The sequence below is a fragment of the Pseudoalteromonas sp. US3C1013 genome, from assembly GCF_048401115.1.
Classification (GTDB): Bacteria; Pseudomonadota; Gammaproteobacteria; order Enterobacterales; family Alteromonadaceae; genus Pseudoalteromonas; species Pseudoalteromonas undina.
Map to the genome: position 1 here is coordinate 1,770,398 of NZ_CP183075.1, position 25,853 is coordinate 1,796,250.

Here is a 25,853-nt window from a genome sequence, read left to right on the forward strand (position 1 = left end):
AATCTACTGCCAGAAGCTCTCCACCTAAATTGGTGACAGTTTTGAGGATTCAGCCCCATAAACCGAAAAACAATGGTAACGACCCATTATTTTCCTCGGCGAGTACTTCCCTCCTTAATGGTCGCAGGCTGTCGTTGCCTCACATTAAGTACCTAAGTATCGCACCTCTTCTGAATGTATTATTAACCTGTGGCTAATAAAACAAAACCGCACTAAGAGTGCGGCTTTGAAAGTTATCGTTTAGACGTCTAGCTGTCAAGTCGTTTTATTATAAAATCAAATAAAACTACCCATAAAGTAAGAGCCAGCATAACCAAAGGTGTAACACACTAACAAATACAACGACAAACGAAGGTAACTTGCAAAAGTAAGTTCTTTAACCTTACTCATAGCAATAATACCAGCCGCCGAACCAATGATCAGCATTGAACCACCCACACCGGTTGCATACGTAAACGACAACCAATGCTGTTGACTCATTACAATGTCGGCTTTTAGTAACGCAGCCGTTAGTGGCACGTTATCAACACCGGCCGATAAAATACCCATTAAGTAGTTAGCGTACTCTGGCGCCATCACTGTATACAGGTTTGTAAATTGGCTTAGCACGCCCACTTCTTTTAATGCGCCAACAAGTAATAACACACCTACGAAAAACAGTAAGGTGTCGTACTCTATGTCACGTATAAAGTCGATCATATCTTTATTGATATCTTTTTTGCGCATTAAAAATTGTGCGACTAAAAACATAATAGACAGGCCGAGTAAAAAGGTAAGTAACGGCGGCACACTATATAAAACACTTAAAGTAAGGGTAGAAATAACCGTAGTGAAGAAAATAACAGCGATAGTAATGTCGGTTTTTTCAATGCGTTTAAATTTAGTCTTTTTAAACTCTAACTGCTTGTTCATACCAATTGATAATAAAGTAGCCAGTAATAATACGCTTAATAATGCAGGCACAATTAACAGTAATAAATTGCTAATTGTTACTTTACCATCAAGGAAAATCATAAGTGTGGTTACATCACCTGTGATAAGTGATACACCCCCTGAGTTCACTGCAAATACAATTAAGGTGGCGTACTTAACTAGTTTTTTGGCTTCAAGCTTTAATGACATTATAACAGCCAAGGAGATCAGTGTAGCTGTTACGTTGTCGGAGATAGATGAAAATACAAATGCAAAACACCCTACCAAAAACATTAGCTTTCGTTCACTAATACTGGTTGGCATTATCCGGTTCACAACATTTTCTATAAGTCCCTTGGAGTTTAAATAGGCAACAAAGGTCATTGCGGCCATTAAAAACAGCCATAAGGAAGCAATTTCTAAAATATTGTGGTCAAGGAGGGTTTGAATCGTTTCAGGGCTTTGCCCATTAAGAGGAAAAATAAAGGAGATAATCCAACAAAGTGTACCAAAAAATAATGTCGTTTTGGCTTTGTTTACGTGAATCACATCCTCAATAACGATAAGCAAGAATGCAATCGCTATCAGCGTCAGGATAATCGAGGAAACCATGATATTAAACAACCTTCGGGTTTAAGTAAAAATTGAAACCATGTAAAAAATAGAGGTACACACTCTATGTGCCTATATTCGGCGCGGATACTATCACTAAGCGAGTGTAAAAACTATTATTAAATCGTCGCAAAAACGAATACCATATAAGTTCAAGAAATATAAAATAACGAATACTAGGATGTTGTAACGCCTTATGATCCCAGCTAAAAAGCTACTTAATACCCTCACTGAGCATTGGGGTGTATTAGAGCTATTATTTAAACGCTTTAAAATGGCCGACTTTAGTATTAAAGATTTACAAAATGCCATAAAACAAAAGCAACCGACGTGGAATAATGAGCGTATTTATAAAGAAACCAATCGGTTATTAAATCAAGAAATCATTATTCCCTTGGCTAAATCGTCACAACTAGAAATTAACCGTGCCATTGCGGACTTTGCTACCTTTTTACTTCAAGAAGAACATTTAGGCTTAGCACAAGAAATTAGTGTATTGGTTGATGATTTAGCTCGCTTAGGTAACCGGCTATCTAATGCCGGTGAAATGGAAGATTTTGATGATTTACGTCGCTTTAGCCGCATTATGGATGATCGGGTTCGTAAAATAATTAAGCTGTTTTTACATAACGAAAACGCCATTTTAAATATTGTTGAGCAAGCCAAATCAAATAACGCGGTGCAATCGCTGCAAAAGCGCTATAAAGCCGTGATAGAAGCATTTGATGAATATATAGAACCCATGCTAGAAATGGTCGATATTAGAGGCGACTTTCATGCCTGTTTTACTCTAATTGAGCAACAAATTAGTACCCAAATAGAACATATTGAGCGCTCAGGCAAAGCGTACAGTGATAAACGTATGCTTGAGCAATTACGTACCCGTATTCTCGAAATGCACCTAGTTGGTCGGACAAGCTTACGTAAAAGTGCCGATATGCTAATGCCACTGCGTGAAGAGTTGCGCCGTAATAACCTTATTACCCGCCAAGCGGCAAAAGTATTAGGGCTAATTCGTAAAAACGGGGTGGATAATATGCTCAGCGCCGTGCAACCCCATTTTGTAAGCGATGCGCAAAAGTATTCATTGGGTCAACAGCGTCATATTGTTGCCTATATGGCAAGCTTAGCTGAGTTTGAACACCACGAATATCAGCTACCAGAACAAAATGATGTGCCCGCGTTTGTCACGCCAAACATTCCTGACTATCACGATGTAAAAGCGCAATTTACCAAACGCTTTAAAAAGCAGCGTAAAAAACCACAGCCTTTGCTGCAATTTTTAGATGAAAGCTATCCTGAGCTTGAAGCCGATGAAATGCTGTTTTTGTATCAAAAGTTGGTAAGCGATAGCACCCTAGAAATTAGCCAAAGCGATAAGAAAGCCCGCGTTAACATTGCAGGCCAGCACTTTAATTTATATCCCTTTAATTCAGAGCCTCAGGCTGATAAAGCCGAGCACGAGTAATCACCATGACCCATATAAACTTAGATGAGCTTTCTCACTTACAAGCCATTAATAAAAAATTAGTCGCCGGTTACCACATTTGCGAACAAGACACCGTAATGTGGCAAGAGCTTGACCAACAAATAGACGCTTATACTGCCTTATTTACAGCACTAGGCCACGAGTTAAAACACGATAGCCGTGGTTTTTATTATTTTGCCAGTGATGAAAGCACTCCAAACATGGGTAAGATTTCACGCGCTGTAGCGCTCACTATTTACATTTTAATAGAACATTTTGCCAATACAGGTAAAGACCCAATGCGTGCATTATTTGACGAGCCAAACGATTTAGAGCTAATGCAAACCTTGGTACAGCTTAATAAACATTTGTTCGATCAGCTTGAGATATTCTCGGGTTCTGACTTACGCAAAGATGTGTATTTACGCATGGTACGTTTAGGCCTTGCCCGCGAGGTAGAAGGTGGCTTTATGTTGCAAGCCCCTATTCACCGCTATATTGATGCCTTAATGGAAGTAAACGAAGAGACCTTTATTAGTGAGGACGAGCAATGAAAAATTTATACGGACTGAGTAAACTCGCCCTACTAAATACCGCAGGCTATGCAAAATGTGTGATCCCACTGGATAAAAGTAGCTCGATTTGTGCGCCTAACAACACAGGTAAAAGCTCAGTAATTAATGCACTGCAATTTCCGCTAATTAACGATTTACGCCTAACCGAGTGGGATGGCCACGATTTAGATGAAACCCGTAAGTTTTATTTTTCATCAGATCAATCGTACATTTTATTGCAAGCCGATTTGCCCCATGGCTCAGTCGTCATTGGCGTAGCCGGCTTAGGTAAAATTGCCGGTTATGCACACCAATACTTTTGCTATCAAGGTAAGCTTGATTTAGCCCAGTACACCCAAGGCAATACCATTATTAAGTTTACCAAGCTGTTTAATCACTTAAAGCAGCAAGGTTTCAACCCAATAGAGCTTAAGGCACAAGAATTAAACGCCCTACTGACTGGCGGAGCAACGCAATTTGACGGTGAGATCAATTTAAAAATGATCCCCCTCAACAACGTTCAAGACTCTGCAATATACAAAGAAATATTTCGTCGTATTCTTAATTTACATAAATTAGGCGCAAACGACGTTAAGCGCTTTATGCTCCGTGTGTTTGAACGCCACATGTCAAATTCTAAGGTCGACTTTTACGAGGTTTGGCGCCGTTCGTTTGATAAAGTAAACCGCGCAAAGCGTGAATTAAAAGCGCTAGAATCAATGCAAGAGCCCATAGCCGCTCTTGAATCTATGCTTGAAAACCAAACCGTGCTTAAAGGTAAACTGGCCGCTTATGCGCCAAAAATTGACCAAGCACTGATTGATTTTGATACGTACCAGGAAGAGCAACTAAGCGAGCTCAACATCGCCCTTGAAGACATTGAGCACGAAAAGCACGAGTTTGAACAAAAGCAAGGGCTATACGTACAACAATCGCGCGATATAGAGCGCAAGCAAACTCAAATTGAACAATGGTTTTTAGATTTCAACGCCCTTAAAAGTGAATTTGAGCTGGTTAATAAAGCCACTCTCAAAACCAACCTAACGCAGTTAAAAAGTGACTACGAGTCGTTGTCACATTCTATTACGAGTGCTCAAGGGCAAAGCCTGCACACCCTTGATTACCGTATTGGTGAAACACAAAAACAAATTAAAAGCTTAAAGTTACAACTTAAAAACTTAGAATTTAATTTATTCACCCGTATGCGTGAAGACTTATCACTGAAAGAAGTAGAAGAAATATCGCGGCTATTAAACCCCGATCTTCTCTCCTTTGCCACCACCAGCAATGGCGATATAACCATTGATGACGAAGATGCCTTTGGTGAATTTTTATCACAGCTGAGCGAAAATGTTAAAGGCGGTATACTCACCCTACCTGGTGCCAGTATTAAACTTAAAAAGCTCTCACCAGTACAAATGCAAAGCGGCGAAAATAAAGAGCAACTGAGCGCTCAGTTAACCGCGCTTGAGCAATCATTAAAAGAGTTTAAACAACAGCGCGAAGTGGCCGCCAATGTTGCAGATAAGCAAAAAGAAAAAGACACGCTATACGATGAGCTTATGAGTGCAGAAAATGCACTTAAACGCTTAGAGCAATTTGAAGTGATGCAACAGTCGGTTGACGCCCAAGCAATGCTAAAAGAGCAGCTTTTAGCCGAGCGCGAACAAGTTGACGATTACCTACAAGATATTCAAAAAAACAGTGGCTCAATTGCTGATAGACGCTCACTAATTAAATCTAAGCAGGCACAAATTAATCGTCAAACAGAGCGCTTACGCCAAGTTAAAACCGAGCGTATTGACCACACATTAGATTTATACAGTGGTAAAGTAACGCCTTATATGATTGATATAAAAATCGATTTTGATAATTTAAGCGACTTAATTCACCACTTTAATAAGGACTGCCAAGAGCTACGGAACTTCGATATAAATGTACGTAATACCTATATGCATATTTATAATGCCGGTATCACTAAGTTTGATAACGAAAACGATGAGTTTAGTAAATATCAAAAGCTTATTAGCGCGTTTCATAACATTGATAACGAGCGCGATGCAGTTGAGCGACAAGGTCGCGTTGCCCTCACCGAAGTAGCCGCTACTATTAAAGGACTGCGCGAAGATTTAGACCGCTTACGCCGTGAAATGAATAGCTTTAATAAAGGCATTAGCCAGCACCGCATTTCAAACCTGCAAGCGTTTAAAATTAATATTATCCCGCGCAAAATGTTGGTAGATAGTATTGATACTATTATCAGTACCTCTAACCAATTTGAACAAGGCGATACCCTAGATTTACTCAGCCAAGAACCTTACAGCGAGAGCGCGGTAAACGAGGCAAAAGATCATTTAATTAAACTCGCCTCAGACAAAGCAGGTCTGACCCTCACCGATTTGTTTGATATTCGTTTTGAAGTGGTTAACCGTGCAGGTGAAACCGAGCACTTTGAAAAGATAGACTCGGCTGGCTCAAATGGTACGCGTATCACCATTAAGCTATTATGTGGCATGTTGTTTATTCGTTATTTATTAAGCGATCAGGAACAAAACTTATACCGTATACCTATTTATATAGATGAAGCGGCTGATATCGACCCGCAAAACCAAAAAGCAATTATAGAAACCGCCTTGAGCTTTGGCTTTGTGCCAATATTTGCCTCGGTTAAACCACAAATAAGTTGTGATTATATTGTGCCAATTCGTTCAGTAAAAGACGGTGCACAAAACTGGGTAGATGAAAAAGATTGGATTGAGGTTGAACATAAAGCTCCTCAGCTAGACTAAGAATTAATTGGCTATTCATCTTAGCCAGTTACACTTATTTTATAGATTTTAAATTACCCTCGCCCATGGTAGTTTAAACAAACGCACTTTATTGGAGCAAACGGAATGAAACACATATTTATTGTCGCAGCACTGGCATTACTAACCGCCTGTACACAAACGCCCGACTGGGATTACGATAAATCAGCAAACTTTAGTAACTACAAAACGTTTGCTTGGGTAGAAAACGCGAGTCTAACCAAAGACACGAATAACTACCAAATCAGTGGGCTGATGGAAAAACGCGTTCGCAATGCGGTAAACAACCAACTAAGCCAACAATTAGGTATGCAATTGGTTGACGTAGCGCAAGCTGATGTACTTGTTAACTACCATGCAAGTGTAGATAAAGAGCTTGAAGTTGATAGCTTTAACGTTGGCTACGGTGCACGTTGGGGTTACTGGGGCACTGGCTTTAACCACGATATAAGCGCACGCGAATATGAAGTAGGCACATTAGTTATCGATATTATTGACCGTGAGTCAAACCAATTAATTTGGCGTGGTGCTAAAGATGGTCGTTTAAAGAAAAAACAAACCCCATCACAACGTGAAGCCGCTATTAAGGAAACGGTTGCCAATATTTTAAGTAACTTTCCGCCTAAAGCGCAGCAATAAACTTTAATTAATATTTAAAAGCCCGCATGTTTGCGGGCTTTTTTATGGCTTAAAAACTGTTTACCTATAAAGTAATAAGTTACACATTAACAAGGTGATAGCTCAATGCTATAGTTATCATGTTACAAGGATAAAGCTTTATCAATAAGACGTTTAGTAAATCTAGTGTTTAAAGTTGTGAGATAAATTAAAAGATTAAAATGAAAGAAACGTGCCCAAATTGTAAAAGTAATTTTGCAGCTAAAGATATAAAAATATTAACAAAAATAGTATTTTTATTGAAAAACAATGCCCTTCTTGCCAAACATGGTTTTGTTTGAATAAAACACTCACGATTATAAAAATTATTGGTATTTTTTTATTGTTAATAACCAGCCTATTAAATATCTTCAATATTAAAAACCAATACAGTCTAATGTTTTCAAGCATTGGCTTGGTAGGAATACTGGTAGCGATCATTATTACTTTTTTTGGCCAAAATGAAGCAATCAAAAAATAAGAAACCAAAAGTAAAATATGTAGATATAAGTAATACGAGAATGCTATTGAATCGAATCGCATTCTCTTTAGTCTTTTGGGCTTTAGGCCTCTTATCTATTCTATTTACGATAAAATTTATACATGATGGCTATATTCTGACCCCAACAGATTACCAGGTCGAATCTGACGTTTATTTCTTTTCAGCGTCGCCGTTTACTTATCTTTTTTACCTTTTTCTTTATTTAGGAACTGGGATCTACTTTTTAGCTGTGCCCTATCTTTTTAGAGATATGTTCCCGCGAAAGAAGAAAAAGCCTGATAAAAATAAAAAAAAGCACAAATGAGGTAAAAATTAGTTTCATTAGTTACCAGCACTTTTTATTTAAATACGTCCCAATGAAGTTGTTATTTATACTTGTGCAATAAATCAACTGGGATATGGCAATAATCATCTGGGTGATTGGTTAAACGGTCTTGATGCTCGGGATCGCTAGGGACATAATTAGTCAATGGCGCTACTTGTACCGCTATTTTTTCAGCATCATCACGCTGGCTAATATAGTCTCTGGCGATGTTTAAATGATCACTTTCTTGGCTAAAAATGGCGGTACGGTATTTTTCGCCTACATCGTTACCTTGTTTATTGATACTGTATGGGTCAATAATCTCAAAAAAATAGCCGATTAATTCATTTAAGGTCACTTCTTGAATATCAAAGGTTACTTTCACGCATTCGGCATAGCCATCGTATTCACCTTGTGTTGTGTTACTAGTGCCATTGGCACGCCCCGCCTCAGTAGTCACTACTCCAGGTAAATACTTCATAAATTCTTGCACGCCCCATAAGCAACCACCAGCAAAATAAAGTGTGTGCTGATTAAATGAATGACTCGATTGTTGTGTTTGCATAATAAAGTGACCAATGTAAATAATTTATAGGATGCAGAGTTACTATTTTGTAACGCTAGGTTTGATTATCAAATGCAGTTTTTTATCATTAATGTACAATAGCGCCCAAAATCACCCTAGCTTAGTGAGCTTACCTTATCATGTGATAAAAAGTGATAGGTATTTAATTGTTAGCGCCATTGCATAAAATGAGAATAATGATATGAATCGTGCCCCGCACCTTATTATACCGGCTGTACTAGCCAGTATTTCGACTGTTGCTTATGCAGAACAGAGTAAAGAAACAGCAACCATAGAACAAATAACAATTGAAGCGTCACCCACTGCCAATACCTTACCCGTTGGTACATTTGATTCGCCTATTTCAAATTTAGAGTACGACCCGCGTGTTGACTTGCAATCACGCAATATGGCTGAAGCACAAGCTGATGTAACGATACGCGGGGGGATTTTTGAAAATACCGGCTTTAGAGCCGGCAGTGCAACTCTACTCGACCCGCAATCTGGTCACTATTTTGCAGAAATTCCTATTGCACCACAAATGCTAACAGGTGCTAGTGTATTAACAGGAGCCGATAACGCACTTTATGGCATGAATAGCTCTGTGGGTACTGTGTCGTTTGCTTGGAAACCAATAACAACCGGTGGCAGTGTCTCTTTGGGCGCAGGCTCAAATGACTTTAACTTACAAACAATTCATGCAGGTGTGAGTACTCCACTTGAAGCAAACGCTAATTGGCGCATTGGTTTTGAAGGTGAACATTCGCACTCACAAAGTGATGGTTCAATTGATTTTGGCGATCATGACTTTACCCGTACTTCTGGCAGAGTGCAGTTAACTGGGAGCGATTCACAAACTGATTTATTTTACGGCTTACAAGAAAAGTTTTTTGGTTGGCCAAACCTTTATACCCCATTTGGTGTAAATGAAACCGAAGACTTAGAAACTCAATTATGGATGCTCAACCATAAACAAGCCTATGCTACCAACAGTGAATTTGAAGTATCGGCTTATTACCGCAAGCATAACGACCATTATGTCTATTCAAGAGAAAACCCAAGCGCGTTCCAAGCATTTCATGAAACACAAGTAAAATCATTGGCTATTTCAGGTCGTCATGCGCAAACAAAGTCAGTTGCGGTTAATTACTCGGCGCAATATATAGAAGACAGTATTGACTCCACTACCCTTGAAAATAATTTCACTTCACGTAACTACTTTAAGCTTAGTGTATTACCAGAGTACACAGCATCACTTGCAAGTGATCAGCAACTAAGGTTGCGTTTAGGGGCTGCATTTGATAACACCAGTCGTGATGATTCTGAGCTATCACTGATTGGTGATGTTAGTTTCAATACCCAAAATAACGATGGCACTGAGCGTACATTGTATTTATCGTATGCCGAGGCAAGCCAAGTAGCAGGCTACACCGCCATTGGTGGCAGTGAGTCTGGTGGTTTGTTTAGAAGTAACGCTAACCTTGAACGTGAAACCACCAAAAGCTTAGAGCTGGGCTTATTGCTTGAGCAACAAAGCTGGCAACTTAATTCAGCGCTTTTTTATCGTAAAGATAACAACCTAACCGATTGGACATTTAACTTTGATTCAAGCTCTGCACGATTTGCACAGCCTGTTGATATTGATACCACAGGCCTTGAGTTTTTAGCCACAAAGCAATTTGATAACGCAGAAATTATTGCCAGCTATGCGTACTTACATAAAACAGAAACCTACGGCGCTGAAAATATTGATGCTAGCTTTTATGCCTTAAACTTTCCTGATCATCGTGTAACACTCGGTGCGATTTGGAATCCGACGGATATATTAGAATTTCGAGTAGATAATGAATGGCGTAAACAGCATAAAAATGCGCTGCGCCGTTCAGGTGACGAAGCGCTATTTACTCAGCTGACGTTAAAAATAACTCCACCAGCTGTGCCTAACTTCTTTATTAGTCTTGCGGCTGATAACTTATGGGATGAGTCGTTTGAAGAAATTCCAGGTACACCTGGTCGCGGCGAGCAATATACGCTAAGTGCCACGTATAGCTGGTAACTTTATCGCTCAGCGAGGGCTTACTCCACGCTGAGCTTGTTTTTTAATTAAAATAAGAAACAGAACAGTAGAAAGCTGAATTAGAAACTTCATTTCGCAGCCCTCCCTAAGTATTCTAAAAGCGCAGAATCCCCTCCTCTGTGTACATGCATAATTGAAATAGTATGAGCAAAGAGAAGTGAATGAGGTAACACTAGCGACAATGCTTAGTGGATACTTAATTGCACTCTCTCAGTACTACTTTTAGAAACACAAAGTAAGTATCTAACCTGAACTCTGGTTAAGAGATTTACTAACATATTGAATCAAAATGATATTTATGTTTATTTTCTCAAGCTAGAGATTTTTAGTGAAAACAAGGCGAAATTACGCGTCAATAGCTAGCCTATTGCAAGTAAATTCAACGCAGTTAGCGCTGAAAATAGCTGCTTGAGATGGATTTATTATCCGGAGTTCAGGTTATCAACACTTTTCAAACGTATTAATTGTAAATATATGTGTATTTAATACAATAAATTAGGTTAATTGCTCTAATTCGGTAATTAACGTTAATGCTTGTTCATTGGTTGTCCCGCATACATCTAACGTGGCACTAAAGTCACTGCACACTTTTGGGCGCGACTCATCACCAAATAGCTTGCATAAATTTCGTTCATCCAGCTGAATACAACGTTCTCCGGCCTTTTTACCGTTTGGCATACCTGGAATTGGCGAGCTAATACTCGGCGCAATACAACATGCTCCACAGCCTAAACGGCACGCCATTGATTGTGTTTTCATTCTAACCTCAGTAATAAATTTCAATTGTTTTGTTGCTGCTTTGTACATAAATAGCGTGTTTCGTTCTATTTGTAACCGCCTTGTGCAATGACTTGTTACATCTTCAAATACACTGTAAACACTTTATTGCGTATCATTAGTCCATCAGCACAATTTATGAAGGAATGCCCTGTGGCGACTAAAAAACAAATAATACTTCCGATCGCGGTCCTTGTTGGTGGCATTGGCCTCGCAGCAGGCTTTTCTGCAATGAAAAAGCCACCTGAAGAAAAGCCCCCCCAAGACATGCGTCCTTTGGTTGCAGCACAACCAGTTCACCTTGATGCAATTACCCTCGATGTAAAGTCGTACGGTATTGTACAACCAAAAGACCGCACTGAATTGATTGCTCAGGTGAGTGGCCAAGTTATTTCAGTTGCAGGACAATTTGTTGAAGGTGCCTTTGTAAAGCAAGGCGACATTTTAGCACGAATTGATCCAAATGATTACGAAGCTGATTTAATTGAAGCAGAAGCTGGCCTTGCCCAAGCAAGTTCAGCGCTTGAGATTGAACGTGCTCAAGCACATGTAGCTAAAGCCGAATGGGAACGCATAAAAGCAGACTCAAGCGATGTTACCGCATCAGCACTGTATTTACGTAAACCGCAATTAGCTGAAAAAATGGCCCGATATCGCTCAGCACAAGCAAGTGTAAAACGTGCTAAACGTAATTTAGAACGCACATATATTAAAGCCCCCTACGATGCGATTATAAACGAGCGCAGCATTAGTTTAGGCTCGGTAGTTAATCCTGGTAATAGCTTTGGTTCACTTAGTTCAACTGAAGTCGCTGAGGTGCGTTTACCTGTTGCCGATAAAGAGCTGCAATACCTCAATAATGGTGGTATAGGTGCAACAGTTGAATTTAATGCGCAATATGCAGGTAAAGAAACCACATGGCAGGCTAAAGTGGTACGTAGCGAAGGTGTGATTGATCAAAAAAGCCGAATGAGCTATTTGGTTGCCCAACTTCAAACCCCATATGAAGGGGTTCAGCCACTTCGTTTTGGCTCATACATTAACGCTACAATTGAAGGCCGCGCCGTTAATGGCGCTATTGTCGTCCCTCATCATCTGGTTAAAAATAATAAAATTGCAGTATTAAACGATGATTTAACTCTATCATTTAAAACACTCAATATTATTCGCGAACAAGATGGCATGGTCATCGCTAATCAGGGCTTAGCAGAGGGAGAGCAACTGATCACTTCTGCTCTAGAATACCCTAGTGAAGGAATGGCAGTAAAAATTGAAGACACTGTGACCAAACCAGACGTTACTCAACTTGCATTAAAGGGAGAGTAAGCAATGACCACAACTGATGAAAAAGGGTTAATTGCGTGGTTTGCGCGTAACCCCGTTGCTGCTAACCTAATCATGATTTTTGTCTTGATTGGCGGGTTGTTAACCGCGCTGACAATTCGTAAACAAGCCTTTCCTCAATTTGAAAGTAACTGGGTAAGTATACAAGCTATTTACCCTGGTGCTGCTCCACAAGAGGTGGAAGAAGGCATTACTATAAAAATTGAAGAAAACCTTGAAGGTACCGAAGGTATTAAACGTCTAATCACTTACTCTAATCGAGGCTATGCACAAGCCTGGGTTGAGATTGAAGAAAAATATGACGCCAAAGAAGCGCTAGATGAAATAAAAGCGCAAGTAGATTCAATTAATACGTTTCCTGCGGGTATGGAACGCCCTGTTGTTCAGCGTGAAAAATTTCAACAAGAAGTAATGATACTCGCGCTTTATGGTGATATGAGTTATTACCAGTTAAAAGAACTTGGTAATGATATTAAAGATGAATTACAAAACCTTCCTCATGTAAACCTAGTTGATTTTTACAGTGGCTTAGACTACGAAATTGGTATTGAAATTAGCCCTGATAAACTTCGCGAATACGGACTCACGTTTAGAGATGTTTCTAATGCGGTGCAAAGCTTTTCTACTAATATGTCGGCTGGTCAAATTCGCTCTGATACTGGCTACATTTCGATGCGTGTCGAAAAGCAAGCCTATCGTGGCGGTGAATTTGAAAAGTTACCGCTAATTACATTACCAGACGGTGCTCAAATTAAATTAGGCGATGTAGCCACCATTAATGATGGCTTTGAAGAAGGCTTACTTTATTCTAAATACAATGGCAAAAATTCACTGTCGTTTGAAATTGATGCCTCAAAAGATCAAGACATTACCGTTGTTGCTAAAGTCCTTAAAAAATACCTAGCTGACAAAGCCGATCAACTTCCTGCAGGCGTTAAGTTATCACCCATCGTTGATTTAACCTACTACCTTGAAGGTCGCCTCGACATGATGGTCGATAACATGGTGTGGGGCGGTATTTTAGTTATGCTGGTATTAGCGCTGTTTTTACCACTTAGATTAGCGTTTTGGGTAATGATGGGCCTACCAGTGTCTTTCTTAGGGGCATTCTTATTTATGCCTATCGGCTTTTTAGACATTACTATTAATATGGTGTCTTTGTTTGCCTTTATTATTGTTTTGGGGATTGTGGTTGATGATGCCATTGTTGTAGGTGAGTCGGCCAGTGCTGAAATTGAAAAACATGGGCACTCACTTAACAACGTTATTCGTGGTGTAAAACGTGTAGCCATGCCAGCAACCTTTGGTGTACTAACCACTATTGCTGCATTTTTACCTCAAGCAATGGCTTCAGGCCCAAGCGCTGCGTTTTCGAAAGCAATTGGTGTAGTAATTATTTTATGCTTAATTTTTTCACTGATTGAATCAAAACTAATTTTACCTGCACACATCGCAGCAATGAACCCGCGTAAGCCTAATCCTAAAAACCCATTACATAAATTACGTAATGCTGTTGATAGTGGCTTAAAGCATTTTGTTGAACATTATTACACTCCATTTATCGGTCGTTGTATCCATTATCGCTATACCGTGATTATTGGCTTTTTATGTATTTTAATCGTCAGTGCAGGACTCTTTGCCGGTGGTATGGTTAAATTTGTACCAAACCCTAAAATTCCGCATGATTTTCCGCGTATATCGCTAGAAATGAACCTTGCCTCTTCTGAGCAAGCAACCCTTGAAACAGCGCGTAAAATAGAAAATGTCTTACTGAGCGTCGACAAAGAACTAGAGCAGCAGTATGGCCAATCTATGATCCGTGATTTGTCTGTTAGTCTGCGTGGTCGAACTAATGCGAGTATTATGGCCATTTTAGTAGAGCCTCATTTGCGCCCTATTGATACGTTTGAGCTAAGCACTATGTGGCGTGAAAAAATGCCGCCGCTACCGGGGCTTAAAACACTCACTATTCAAGATAGTATTTTTGGTGGTGGTCGTGATGATGGCGACGTTAGCTTTAGACTCGAAGGAAAAAATGCCGACGAGCTAAAAGAAGTATCTAGCAAACTAAAAGCTAAGTTACAAAGTATGGAAGGCGTGGGTGATGTAAATGACTCACTGCAAAGTGCCACCGACGAAGTACAACTTGATTTAAAACCACTTGCTTACAGTATGGGCTTAACCCTAGCTGATGTGGCCTCTCAAGTTAGTTTTAGTTATTACGGCCTTGAAGCACAGCGTATTTTACGTGAAGGTGAAGAAATCAAAGTAATGATTCGCTACCCGCAAAGCGAGCGCAACTCTATTAGCAACATTCAAGATACGCGTATTATCACTCCTGCGGGCGCTGAAGTTTCTTTGAGTGAAATAGCTATAGTCAAGCTAGTTGACGGCGTAAGCAGTATCAGACGTGAAAACTCAAATCGTACTGTTAATGTATGGGCTGCGGTCAATAGCGACGAAGTAGAGCCATTTGCTATTGCACAAGAAATTCGTGATGTTTACTTACCTGCACTTCTTAAAAACTACCCTGGTGTAAAAAGTAATGTGGCTGGGCGTATTCAAGAAGAGATGGAAAGTGCGAATGAACAACTACGTGATTTTGCAATCTCATTAATGATTATTTTTGCGCTACTGGCCATCCCGCTTCGCTCATATTCTCAGCCACTGATTATTATGTCGGTGATCCCATTTGGTGTTGTGGGTGCTATGTTCGGTCATATGGCTTTAGGTATGACCATGAGCGGGCTATCAATGTTCGGCATTATCGCTGTAGCCGGTATAGTGGTTAATGATTCACTTGTTATGGTGGATTTTGTAAACAAAGCCCGTGCAGAAGGTGTGGCAATAAAAGAAGCGGTAATGCAAGCCGGAGCGCGTCGCTTTAGAGCGATATTACTAACCTCTGTTACTACTTTTATTGGCGTAATGCCCATTATTATGGAAACCAGTTTACAAGCAAAAATTGTAATACCTATGGCCGTATCACTCGCCTTTGGTGTCCTGTTTGCCACAGTAATTACGCTTATTCTTATACCGTGTCAGTATGTTGCGCTTGAGGATACAAAACGCATAATTCGAAAGTGGCGCGGTAAAGACCCTATCGTCGATGGCCAACCAGCAACGACCAATAGTTAATTAAGTAAAATCCCAACCAAAAAAGCTCGGCATTATTATGCCGAGCTTTTTATTTATAGTTAAAAAATAGCATTCAACTATTTGCCATATTGACTACTTTGGGTTACAAAAAGAACAACCGCAATTTAATGCTATTAGGTGCAATAACTATTTCTTTTGCATTTGTAGGGTTAGATTTTTTACTCGGATTTGATGAAGGATTATCAGGGACTGACTATGAATAAAAGAGTAATACATTGGCCAAGTATGTTACTTTATTTGATCGCTTTATTTACGTTTACTGGTGGCATTATTAACTCCACCTATTCGAGCTTTCTCATTGGTTTTGGCTTTTGTTTTATGGGCTTTGCAAGCATTCGCTTAATCCCTGCAAACTTTCTTACTCGTAAACTAACTAGCCCTATAGCACAAACCCTTGTTCGCAAAAGAGATATAGCTACACAAATTATCGGATTTTTATTACTCATTACTGGGTTAGCTTTATCTATGTTACTCAACATATAACTGTGTAATTAAAAATATCCTATGATGAATACAATAAATTACTCGTTTTTATGCCTTTTACGTGATGATATTTAATAATCATATTTAGGAAAGGTACAGCTAAGTGCCTCCCTCAGCCTAAACATATTCCTCATAAAGGGTTTAATTGGCGTTTTTTAAAAACTATTTAAGTTAACGTTACTAAACGTGTATTTGTTACTCGTTAATTAATATACGTTTATCAACAATCCCCTGCTTTACTAGCTGATTCAATATGTGAGCGGTTTTTTCTCTGCACACATCACGCAATAGTCGTACAGCCGGAGTAATCGATTGCCTGCTTGGGCAAATGAGCCACAGCTCACCACAGGTATGCTGGTAATTATTCATCACAGTAACAACCCGTTTGTTTAATAAGTCATCGGCAATATCTAACGCTGATTTAACTGCTAAACCTTTACCTGCAACACACCAACGCCTGACTAAATCGCCATCGTTTGAAGCTCGTCTGCCCTGCATTTTAACTTTGTATTTTTTTTGCCCGTCGGTAAATTCCCACACATTATTGATAATATCTTGCAGCTGGTAAAATAATCCGTGATGCTGCGCTAAATCATCTGGGTGCTCTGGCTCACCATATTTAGCTAAATAGGTAGGTGTAGCACAGAGTAGTCGCGGTACGTTGCAAATTTTAAATCCATATACACTACTATCACTGGGTGAGCCATAACGTAGTGCTATATCAACCGAATCGCGATAAAAGTCGATATTACTGTCGCTAATGTGCGTACGCAAGCTCACGCTTGGGTACTTATCCATGACTTCATCAATCCAAGGGATCACTAAGTTGCGCCCTAAATCAGATGAGGTAGCTACCCGTAACTCCCCTTCAATGGCATCATGTTCTCCTTTAAGGTTTTGCCTTGCCGTTTCAAGCACGGCCAAAGCTTGTTCGCATTGGGGAATGTATCGCTCCCCTGCACTAGATAAACGCAAATGACGAGTGGTTCTAATAAATAATTCACAGCCAAGTGCCAACTCTACACGCTTAATAGCAGCACTGGCCGTTGCTGTGCGCATATCTAACTTGGCTGCTGCTAGCGTAATGCTTCGACACTCAGCTACTTTTAAAATCAGTTTTAAGTCATCAACCTGCATATTATCTATTTTTATTTGATAATGATTCAATAATTATGCTGTTTATTTTAAATAAAGCAAATTGTATTATGCTGCTCATACACTCAATGAACACTATTTATCAGCCCTTTTTTATTATGGAGAGACTATGACTCACCCTATTATTCGCGATCTTGAAAGCCGCCACACCGCTAAACGTTATGATTCTACAAAGCGTATTTCTCAAGACGATTTAGCGGTATTGTATAATGCTATGCGTCTTTCTCCTTCGTCAATTAATTCACAGCCTTGGAAATTTATTGTGATTGAATCTGATGCCGCAAAAGAGCGTATGCACAGTACCTTTGCTAATAAGTTTCAATTTAATCAGCCACACATTAAAGCGGCATCACACATTATTTTATTCGCTCATAATCCGCAATATACCCGTGAAAACTATGGCCAAGTAATTGATGCTGATATAAAAAATGGCCGAACTCAAACAGAAAACCGCGAGCAAGCTTTTGGCGCCTTTGCGTTTGTGGATTTAAATACCGATGAGCAGGGTAATAATGCCGCCTGGACTAAAGCACAAACCTACATTGCTTTAGGCAATACTATGCATGCAGCAGCACGCTTAGGGATTGATACCACACCGATGGAAGGCGTTGATGCACAACTGATTGGTGAGGAGTTCGCAAGCGAATTAGACGGCTACATCTGTGATGTCGCACTTGCGCTGGGCTACCATGACGCAGAAGAAGACTACAATGCTAAACTGCCAAAATCACGTTTAAGCAAAGAACAAATTATTCAGGTTTTATAAGTCATAACTGCTCACTTTAAATAGTAAGTGAGCAGTTTATTATTACTAGGCTAGTTTTGTGACCACAGATGCACTGAGCACTTTGCCTTGTTCAACATCTGCGGTAACAGTGCATAATGCACCATTAACTAAGTTTAAATTAGGAGGAATGTGGCCAATATCAGCATCAATGATCACCGGAAATAAACACCCACCAAAAGCGGCATTTAAGCCTTGGCGATAATCAAACCCTGGGTCTTGCCCTTGTAAGGTCACATGACGACCAATAATCACCCCATTTATATCATCAAACATGCCCGCTAATTTAAGTGACAATAAAAACCTTGCAACGGTCGCTGGCGTGAGCTCTGAGCTTTCTAAATAAAGTACAATACCTTGCGAGGCATTGTGCTTTTTAAACTCATGCAGAGCTAAAAAAGGCGAATCAAGTAACAGCCCAACCGTATCAAGACACCCACCAAACAACCGCCCTGACATTTCAATACTGCGCTTATCGGTGTAATTTAAACATTGCCATTGTGTGGGAACGCTGTGATCAAATAATGCATTCGGGTTTTGTGCGTAATCAGGCTTGCTATGTTGATGGTTAGTCGAGGGGGCTTGCTCAAACTCACTGCTAGCCTCATAGCTTAGGCTTTCAAAAATTTGTAAACAATACGGGTCTTTTTCATCAGGGTGTAATTGAATTAAATTAGCACTATGCAGTGTTGCCCAATTACATTTTGCTGTCAGTGCACAAGCAATCGTACTGACATCTGAATAGCCCACTAACCATTTAGGTTTAGCGTTTTTAATTGCGCTAAAATCAAGCAGAGGCAATATTTCCATTGCCAGCTCTCCGCCCATTGGCGGCATGATCGCATCTATTTCATCATCTAATAAAAAGTCCATTAATTGCTTGGCATGCTGCTTAGCTGTAAGTTGAGTTCGCGGCTCGTTTTGACGTAAAAACTCCCCCTCAACAATCTGATAACCTCGATGTTTTAAGCCATTAATGACAATATCTAACCGTGGATGGTATTTTGATTTGATCCCCGCTGATAAAGAACACACGGCGATTTTAGATCCCACTGTTAAAGGTGCCGGATACAGTATATTTGCCATATTATTTCCTTATTGAAGAATAGGTTACTACCATAACAACATAGCCTACATTTACAAACAATGAATAATATTCAACCGATTCTAAACCAAATATAAAAACCAAGCATAAAAAAACCAGTGCTTATTACTAAGCACTGGTTTTTATAAAACGTTAAAGTGAGTTAACTAATTAAATATACTCAACCTCAATGATTTCGTACTCTACATCACCTTTTGGCGTTTTGATAATCACAGCGTCATCCGCTTGTTTACCAATTAAGCCGCGAGCAATTGGTGAATTAACAGAAATTAAATTACTTTTAATATCTGCTTCATCATCGCCAACAATCTGATATTTAACTTCAGCGTCGGTTTCAACATTAACGATGGTTACTGTAGTCCCAAAAATCACTTTACCTGTATTAGGCATCTTTGTTACGTCAATCATCTGCATGTTTGAAAGTTTTGCTTCAATTTCTTGAATACGGCCTTCACAAAAACCCTGTTGCTCACGCGCAGCGTGATACTCAGCATTTTCTTTTAAGTCACCGTGTTCACGTGCATCAGCAATATCAGATACAATTTTTGGACGGGTAACAGTTTTTAATTCGTTAAGCTCATCGCGCAATAATTTTGCGCCACGAACTGTCATTGGAATTGATTGCATACTTTTCTCACTTAATCCCAAGGCCATGGTTATGGCCTTGGCACATTTCCTTAGTTCAATCGCAGGTGTAGTTCTTGAACAGACGTCACTTTACTGCGGTCATCTGCTTGGTTAGCAGTACAGTTAGCAAATGCCGCATTCAATGTCGTAGTATAATTGGTTTTGTGCTGCAATGCACCACGACGTAACACCTTCGAATCTTCAATCGCTTGGCGACCTTCGGTGGTATTAACGATATAGCTATACTCGCCATTTTTGATTCTATCAAGAATGTGCGGACGACCTTCGTATACTTTATTTACACGGCGAACCGTAATTCCAGCATCTTCAAGTGCAGCAGCTGTCCCACCTGTTGCGTCTAGCTCAAAACCAAGGTCTGTCATAGTTTTTGCTAGTTCTACAATACGTGGCTTATCGCTATTACGTACAGATAGTAACGCGCGACCACCACGTGGTAAAGTGTTGCTTGCACCTAATTGTGCTTTTGCAAACGCTTCGGCGAAAGTATCACCAACACCCATTACTTCACCCGTTGAGCGCATTTCAGGTCCACGGATAGGATCCACACCTTGGAACTTAGCAAATGGCAATACCACTTCTTTTACGCTGTAGTAAGGTGGAATCACTTCTTTAGTAATGCCTTGGCTTGCTAAAGATTGACCCGCCATACAACGCGCCGCTACTTTTGCAAGTGCTACACCCGTTGCTTTAGATACAAATGGAACTGTACGTGCTGCACGTGGGTTTACTTCGATAAGATACACTTTGCCATCTTTAACCGCAAACTGCGTATTCATCAAACCAACTACGCCAAGTTCAAGTGCCATATCAGTTACTTGCTTACGCATCACATCTTGCACTTCTTGCGTAAGCGAGTGAGCTGGTAATGAACATGCTGAGTCACCAGAGTGAACGCCTGCTTGTTCAATATGCTCCATGATGCCGCCAATAATCACTTGCTCGCCGTCGCAAATTGCGTCAACGTCAACTTCTATCGCGTTATCTAAGAAACGGTCTAGTAATACTGGCGCTTCATTTGATGCAGATACGGCTTCGGTCATGTAACGACGCAAGTCTTGCTCATCGTATACAATTTCCATCGCACGACCACCTAATACGTACGAAGGACGTACTACCAGTGGGAAACCAATTTCAACTGATTTAAGTAGTGCTTCTTCAGTAGAGGTAACCGTCGCATTTTCTGGTTGCAGTAAGTCTAAACGCTCAACAAGTTGTTGGAAACGCTCACGGTCTTCTGCACGGTCAATGGCATCAGGTGAAGTACCAATAACAGGCACGCCGTTAGCTTCAAGCTCACGCGCTAGTTTAAGTGGTGTTTGACCACCGTACTGCACGATAACGCCTTTTGGCTTTTCAACACGTACAATTTCTAGTACGTCTTCAAGCGTAATTGGCTCAAAGTATAAACGATCAGATGTGTCGTAATCGGTAGAAACCGTTTCAGGGTTACAGTTAACCATGATGGTTTCGTAGCCGTCTTCGCGAAGCGCAAGGGCTGCGTGTACACAACAGTAATCAAATTCAATACCTTGGCCGATACGGTTAGGACCGCCACCAATTACCATGATTTTATCACGGTCAGATGCATTAGCTTCACATTCTTCATCGTATGATGAGTACATGTAAGCAGTGTCTGAGCTAAATTCTGCGGCGCACGTATCAACGCGTTTGTATACAGGTACAATATTGAGTTGATGGCGCTTTTTACGAATTTCAGCTTCTGACACACCGGCAATTTCTGCAATACGCGGATCTGCAAAGCCTTTGCGTTTAAGTTTACGCAAGAAGTCCGCATTTAAGCCGGCCATACCGACTTCTGAAATTTTAGCTTCATCTTTTAGGATGTCTTCAATTTGTACTAAGTACCAAGGGTCAATCTTAGTTAATTCGAACACATCTTCAACACTCATACCATGGCGCATTGCATCGGCAATGTACCAAATACGCTCTGCACCTGGCTCACGTAATTCACGAATGATTTTTTCTTTTGCTTTCGGGTCGTCAAGCGCCACAATTGGGTTAAAGCCCGTTGCGCCTACTTCTAAACCACGTAATGCTTTTTGTAATGACTCTTGTTGGTTACGACCAATCGCCATTACTTCGCCTACTGATTTCATTTGCGTTGTTAAACGGTCGTTTGCACCGGCAAATTTTTCAAAGTTAAAGCGAGGAATTTTTGTTACCACGTAATCGATTGAAGGTTCAAACGATGCTGGTGTTTTACCGCCAGTAATATCGTTTTGAAGCTCATCAAGTGTGTAACCTACAGCCAATTTTGCTGCAATTTTAGCAATTGGGAAACCCGTTGCTTTAGACGCTAGGGCCGATGAACGTGATACACGTGGGTTCATTTCAATGATAACCATACGTCCATCAACTGGGTTTACACCAAATTGTACGTTTGAACCGCCGGTTTCAACACCAATTTCACGCAATACGGCCATAGAGGCATTACGCATGATTTGGTATTCTTTGTCTGTTAATGTTTGTGCTGGCGCAACAGTAATTGAGTCACCTGTGTGCACACCCATTGGGTCAAAGTTTTCAATAGAACAAACGATGATGCAGTTGTCTTTTTTGTCACGAACAACTTCCATTTCGTATTCTTTCCAACCAATTAACGATTCATCAATTAATAACTCGCTGGTTGGTGAAAGGTCTAAACCGCGCTCACAGATTTCTTCAAACTCTTCCATGTTGTAAGCCACACCGCCACCGGTGCCGCCCATTGTGAAAGAAGGACGAATAATACACGGTAAGCCGATACGGGTCATGGTATCGCGCGCTTCATCCATTGAATGGGCAATCTCAGCACGTGGACATTCAAGGCCGATGTTACGCATAGCAACATCAAAGCGTTCACGGTTTTCTGCTTTATCGATTGCATCAGCCGTTGCGCCAATAAGCTCAACGCCATGCTTAGCCAATACACCATGCTTGTCTAAATCAAGCGCACAGTTTAATGCTGTTTGGCCACCCATTGTAGGCAGGACAGCATCTGGCTTTTCTTTTTCAATGATTTTTTCTACCACTTCCCAGTGAATTGGTTCGATGTATGTTGCATCGGCCATTTCTGGGTCAGTCATGATAGTTGCAGGGTTTGAGTTAACTAATATAACTCTATAGCCTTCTTCTCTAAGTGCTTTACACGCTTGAGCACCAGAGTAGTCAAATTCACAAGCTTGACCAATTACAATTGGGCCTGCGCCTAAGATAAGAATGCTTTTTATGTCGGTACGTTTTGGCATTATTACTCCGGTTAAATTAGTGGTTACGCGCTTGCATCAAATCGATGAAGTGGTCAAATAATGGGGCTGCATCGTGCGGACCAGGACTCGCTTCAGGGTGACCTTGGAAGCTAAATGCTGGTTTATCTGTACGATGAATACCTTGCAATGTACCGTCAAATAACGATTTGTGCGTAGCACGTAAGTTATCTGGTAATGTGGCTTCATCTGCAGCAAAACCGTGGTTTTGTGCAGTGATCATTACAACATCGCGGTCAAGATCTTTAACTGGGTGGTTACCACCATGGTGGCCAAACTTCATTTTTACTGTTTTAGCACCTGAGGCAAGTGCTAGTAGTTGATGCCCTAAACAAATACCAAAAATTGGCGTGTCGGTTTCTAAAAAGGTTTTAATTGCATCAATGGCATAAGTACATGGCTCAGGATCGCCAGGGCCGTTTGATAAGAAAATACCATCTGGGTTTAAGGCTAGTACGTCAGCGGCAGAGGTTTGTGCTGGGACAACGGTCAGTTTACAACCACGATCAACAAGCATACGTAAAATGTTACGTTTAACACCGAAGTCGTAGGCAACAACATGAAACTTTTCATCATCAGCGTGTAAGGTTTTAAACCCCTCGCCTAATGTCCAGCTTGATTCGCGCCACTCAAAATTTTCCTTGGTTGAGACAACTTTTGCTAAATCCATACCTTTTAAGCCTGGGAAGGCTTGCGCGGCTTCGAGCGCTTTTTTCTCGTCTAGTTCGTCACCAGCAACAATACAGCCATTTTGTGCGCCTTTGTCACGCAAAATACGGGTTAGTTTTCTGGTGTCGATGTCCGCAATACCTAAAATATTACGTTCTTTTAAGTAATCATCTAACGATTGCTCGTTACGAAAATTACTTGCTAGCAGTGGCAAATCACGGATCACTAGGCCTTTAGCCCAAATGTGACTCGCTTCTTCGTCTTCGCTGTTGGTACCCGTATTACCGATATGTGGGTACGTCAAAGTTACGATTTGTTCCGCGTACGATGGATCAGTCAAAATTTCTTGATAACCAGTCATAGACGTATTGAATACTACTTCACCGACTGACATGCCGTCAGCGCCGATTGCAGTACCGCGAAACACTGTGCCGTCTTCTAGGACTAACAGAGCGGATTTAGTCAAGTTAAACCTCCTAACAGTAAAAAACGGGAGTAAACAAATTGCTTAACACCCCGCCAATACCCAAATAATTGGTCAAAACCTGATTTCTGTGAGCTTAAATTGTTTTACGCAGTCTTAAATGATGCCGATGTAAACCACTAAACCTTCATTCATTTTTCTTGCCTAAAACTCTTTTTATTCCCACACAAACCCCGGTTTTGCTAACCATATGAGTATAATTGGAAACACGCATTTAGTAATTTTTGGCAAATTGGCTGCATTCTACATGAAGTTGGCTTTTAGGTCTAACGCTAATTAGTAAATTGCAATAAATAAGTGGTTATAACAAAAAACCACCTCAAAGCGTTAAAAAAGGAACTTAACTACTTTAAATCTAGCACATCTTGCATATCATAAAGTCCTGCTGGTTTATTTTTCAACCACTGCGCAGCTCTTATAGCACCTAGGGCGAAGGTCATTCGAGAACTTGCTTTATGGGTTAATTCAAGTCTTTCGCCCATTGTAGCGAAGTAGGCCGTGTGTTCACCTACTATATCGCCGCCTCTTAGCACCGAATAGCCAATTTCATTTTGTGATTTGGCCTGCTCTATGTTGTTACGATCATAAACAGCAACCTCATCATGATCCCACCCTTTAGCCTGTGCAATCGACTCGCCAATAGCTAATGCTGTACCCGATGGCGCATCGATTTTATGGCGATGATGCGCTTCAAAAATTTCAATATCTAAATCATCGCCTAATTTTGTCGCTGCTGTTTGCACTAAGTTAAGCAGTAAATTTACGCCCACGCTATAATTACGCGCAAATACGATCGGGATATGTTTAGCGGCATCTGTTAATAGAGCCATATCATCATGAGTTAAGCCAGTGGTGCCAATTACCATAGGTGTTTTTTTCTCAACAGCTGTTTTTAAGTGATTTCTCATGCCTTGTGGAAGGGTAAAGTCTATAAGCACATCTACATTTTCAACCTGCTGTTCACTGCTAAAGTGAATGTCTTTAGCCGCTGCACTATTAAGTTGATTAACCGATAGACCGACTAACTCAGACTCACTGCGTACATAGGCCGCCGCTAATTGTGAATTTTTATTGATTGTTGCTGCTTCTAAAAGTGCCAGGCCCATACGGCCATTCGCACCAAACACACCTACTCGATTCATCTTTTTACAACCTATGTATTTTTTAGTTAGCTAGATTTTATCTAAAACTCATGTAATAGTCAGGAAAGCTTATAAAAAAGCTTCGATTATTTTAGGGTCTGTTGACCTTTGCGGATTAAAATTTGTTTAAACTAGGAGCGGTTTAATCGTGGCGCGAGGTTTGTAACCTAGTGGGCTAAGTAAAAACCGAGCAACAAAGAGTAAATCGCTCCTAGGCAGCGCCTGTTTGGCATTGATGCTGCGTTATCGCCTATTTATGGGGAATACCACACCACATAGGCTCTGCCTTGCCTAAATACCAAACAGACTGCTGCAAATTTAACCTTGAAAGATCAACAGACCCTCATAATTATAACAGATAGCCTTTGCATTTAGCCAT

General features: G+C 40.5%; 18 protein-coding genes and 1 riboswitch. Of the genes, 9 read left to right on the top strand and 9 right to left on the bottom strand.

Annotated features, from left to right (window positions below; all coding sequences use genetic code 11):
- Positions 1–5: 5 nt before the first annotated feature.
- A riboswitch (Lysine riboswitch) is annotated at positions 6–178 on the bottom strand.
- 98 nt (positions 179–276) lie between these two features.
- Positions 277–1,524 (bottom strand): sodium:proton antiporter NhaD, encoded by a 1,248-nt coding sequence (gene nhaD, locus ACNSN2_RS08240; protein WP_055012618.1) that lies wholly within the window; start codon positions 1,522–1,524, stop codon positions 277–279.
- Between the two features lie 196 nt (positions 1,525–1,720).
- On the opposite strand from nhaD, the gene ACNSN2_RS08245 reads away from it, so the two are divergent.
- From ACNSN2_RS08245 to ACNSN2_RS08260, 4 genes are all read left to right on the top strand, one after another.
- Complete coding sequence (locus ACNSN2_RS08245; protein ID WP_010388660.1) at positions 1,721–2,992, top strand: hypothetical protein; 1,272 nt, start codon at positions 1,721–1,723, stop codon at positions 2,990–2,992.
- Between the two features lie 5 nt (positions 2,993–2,997).
- Positions 2,998–3,546, top strand: a complete 549-nt coding sequence (locus ACNSN2_RS08250; protein WP_010388659.1) for a condensin complex protein MksE — start codon at positions 2,998–3,000, stop codon at positions 3,544–3,546.
- A complete protein-coding gene (locus ACNSN2_RS08255; RefSeq protein ID WP_418606978.1) occupies positions 3,543–6,335 on the top strand; it encodes an ATPase in 2,793 nt (930 codons plus the stop codon). The genes ACNSN2_RS08250 and ACNSN2_RS08255 overlap by 4 nt, the downstream gene beginning before the upstream one ends.
- A 105-nt stretch (positions 6,336–6,440) precedes the next feature.
- Positions 6,441–6,992 (top strand): DUF4136 domain-containing protein, encoded by a 552-nt coding sequence (locus ACNSN2_RS08260; RefSeq protein WP_138621251.1) that lies wholly within the window; start codon positions 6,441–6,443, stop codon positions 6,990–6,992.
- 885 nt (positions 6,993–7,877) lie between these two features.
- Here ACNSN2_RS08260 and ACNSN2_RS08265 read toward each other — a convergent pair.
- Positions 7,878–8,381: a peptide-methionine (S)-S-oxide reductase gene (locus ACNSN2_RS08265; RefSeq protein WP_418606979.1), complete on the bottom strand. Its 504-nt coding sequence runs from the start codon at positions 8,379–8,381 to the stop codon at positions 7,878–7,880.
- A gap of 202 nt (positions 8,382–8,583) precedes the next feature.
- Here ACNSN2_RS08265 and ACNSN2_RS08270 point away from each other — a divergent pair, with 202 nt between their 5' ends.
- Positions 8,584–10,437: a TonB-dependent receptor plug domain-containing protein gene (locus ACNSN2_RS08270; protein ID WP_418606981.1), complete on the top strand. Its 1,854-nt coding sequence runs from the start codon at positions 8,584–8,586 to the stop codon at positions 10,435–10,437.
- A gap of 516 nt (positions 10,438–10,953) precedes the next feature.
- Here the strand turns inward: ACNSN2_RS08270 and ACNSN2_RS08275 are convergent.
- Entirely contained in the window at positions 10,954–11,217 is a 264-nt protein-coding gene (locus ACNSN2_RS08275) for a YkgJ family cysteine cluster protein (protein WP_041708812.1), read from the bottom strand.
- Between the two features lie 171 nt (positions 11,218–11,388).
- Between ACNSN2_RS08275 and ACNSN2_RS08280 the strand changes: the two genes are divergently transcribed.
- From ACNSN2_RS08280 to ACNSN2_RS08290, 3 genes are all read left to right on the top strand, one after another.
- The gene (locus ACNSN2_RS08280; protein WP_418606983.1) at positions 11,389–12,561 is read left to right on the top strand and encodes an efflux RND transporter periplasmic adaptor subunit; all 1,173 of its coding nucleotides are present in this window, start codon (positions 11,389–11,391) and stop codon (positions 12,559–12,561) included.
- Positions 12,562–12,564: 3 nt separating this feature from the next.
- On the top strand, positions 12,565–15,717 hold the full coding sequence (locus tag ACNSN2_RS08285) for an efflux RND transporter permease subunit (protein ID WP_418606985.1): 3,153 nt from the start codon (positions 12,565–12,567) through the stop codon (positions 15,715–15,717).
- 216 nt (positions 15,718–15,933) lie between these two features.
- A complete protein-coding gene (locus ACNSN2_RS08290) occupies positions 15,934–16,221 on the top strand; it encodes a hypothetical protein (protein ID WP_418606987.1) in 288 nt (95 codons plus the stop codon).
- Positions 16,222–16,416: 195 nt separating this feature from the next.
- On the opposite strand, the gene ACNSN2_RS08295 is transcribed toward ACNSN2_RS08290, so the two are convergent.
- Positions 16,417–17,358 carry a LysR family transcriptional regulator gene (locus ACNSN2_RS08295; protein ID WP_418609056.1) on the bottom strand — a complete coding sequence of 314 codons (942 nt, stop codon included), beginning with the start codon at positions 17,356–17,358 and terminating at the stop codon, positions 16,417–16,419.
- Positions 17,359–17,485: 127 nt separating this feature from the next.
- On the opposite strand from ACNSN2_RS08295, the gene ACNSN2_RS08300 reads away from it, so the two are divergent.
- A complete protein-coding gene (locus ACNSN2_RS08300) occupies positions 17,486–18,142 on the top strand; it encodes a nitroreductase family protein (protein WP_138596657.1) in 657 nt (218 codons plus the stop codon).
- 45 nt (positions 18,143–18,187) lie between these two features.
- Here the strand turns inward: ACNSN2_RS08300 and ACNSN2_RS08305 are convergent, their stop codons facing one another.
- The 5 genes from ACNSN2_RS08305 to dapB all read right to left on the bottom strand — a co-directional run bounded on the left by ACNSN2_RS08305 (position 18,188) and on the right by dapB (position 25,474).
- Positions 18,188–19,246 carry a S66 family peptidase gene (locus ACNSN2_RS08305; protein WP_418606989.1) on the bottom strand — a complete coding sequence of 353 codons (1,059 nt, stop codon included), beginning with the start codon at positions 19,244–19,246 and terminating at the stop codon, positions 18,188–18,190.
- Positions 19,247–19,415: 169 nt separating this feature from the next.
- The gene (gene greA / locus ACNSN2_RS08310) at positions 19,416–19,892 is read right to left on the bottom strand and encodes a transcription elongation factor GreA (protein WP_010388635.1); all 477 of its coding nucleotides are present in this window, start codon (positions 19,890–19,892) and stop codon (positions 19,416–19,418) included.
- 50 nt (positions 19,893–19,942) lie between these two features.
- Positions 19,943–23,161 carry a carbamoyl-phosphate synthase large subunit gene (gene carB, locus ACNSN2_RS08315; protein ID WP_055012948.1) on the bottom strand — a complete coding sequence of 1,073 codons (3,219 nt, stop codon included), beginning with the start codon at positions 23,159–23,161 and terminating at the stop codon, positions 19,943–19,945.
- Between the two features lie 16 nt (positions 23,162–23,177).
- Positions 23,178–24,314 (bottom strand): glutamine-hydrolyzing carbamoyl-phosphate synthase small subunit, encoded by a 1,137-nt coding sequence (carA, locus tag ACNSN2_RS08320; protein ID WP_008113125.1) that lies wholly within the window; start codon positions 24,312–24,314, stop codon positions 23,178–23,180.
- 362 nt (positions 24,315–24,676) lie between these two features.
- The gene (gene dapB, locus ACNSN2_RS08325) at positions 24,677–25,474 is read right to left on the bottom strand and encodes a 4-hydroxy-tetrahydrodipicolinate reductase (protein ID WP_109874504.1); all 798 of its coding nucleotides are present in this window, start codon (positions 25,472–25,474) and stop codon (positions 24,677–24,679) included.
- Between the last annotated feature and the right edge of the window lie 379 nt (positions 25,475–25,853).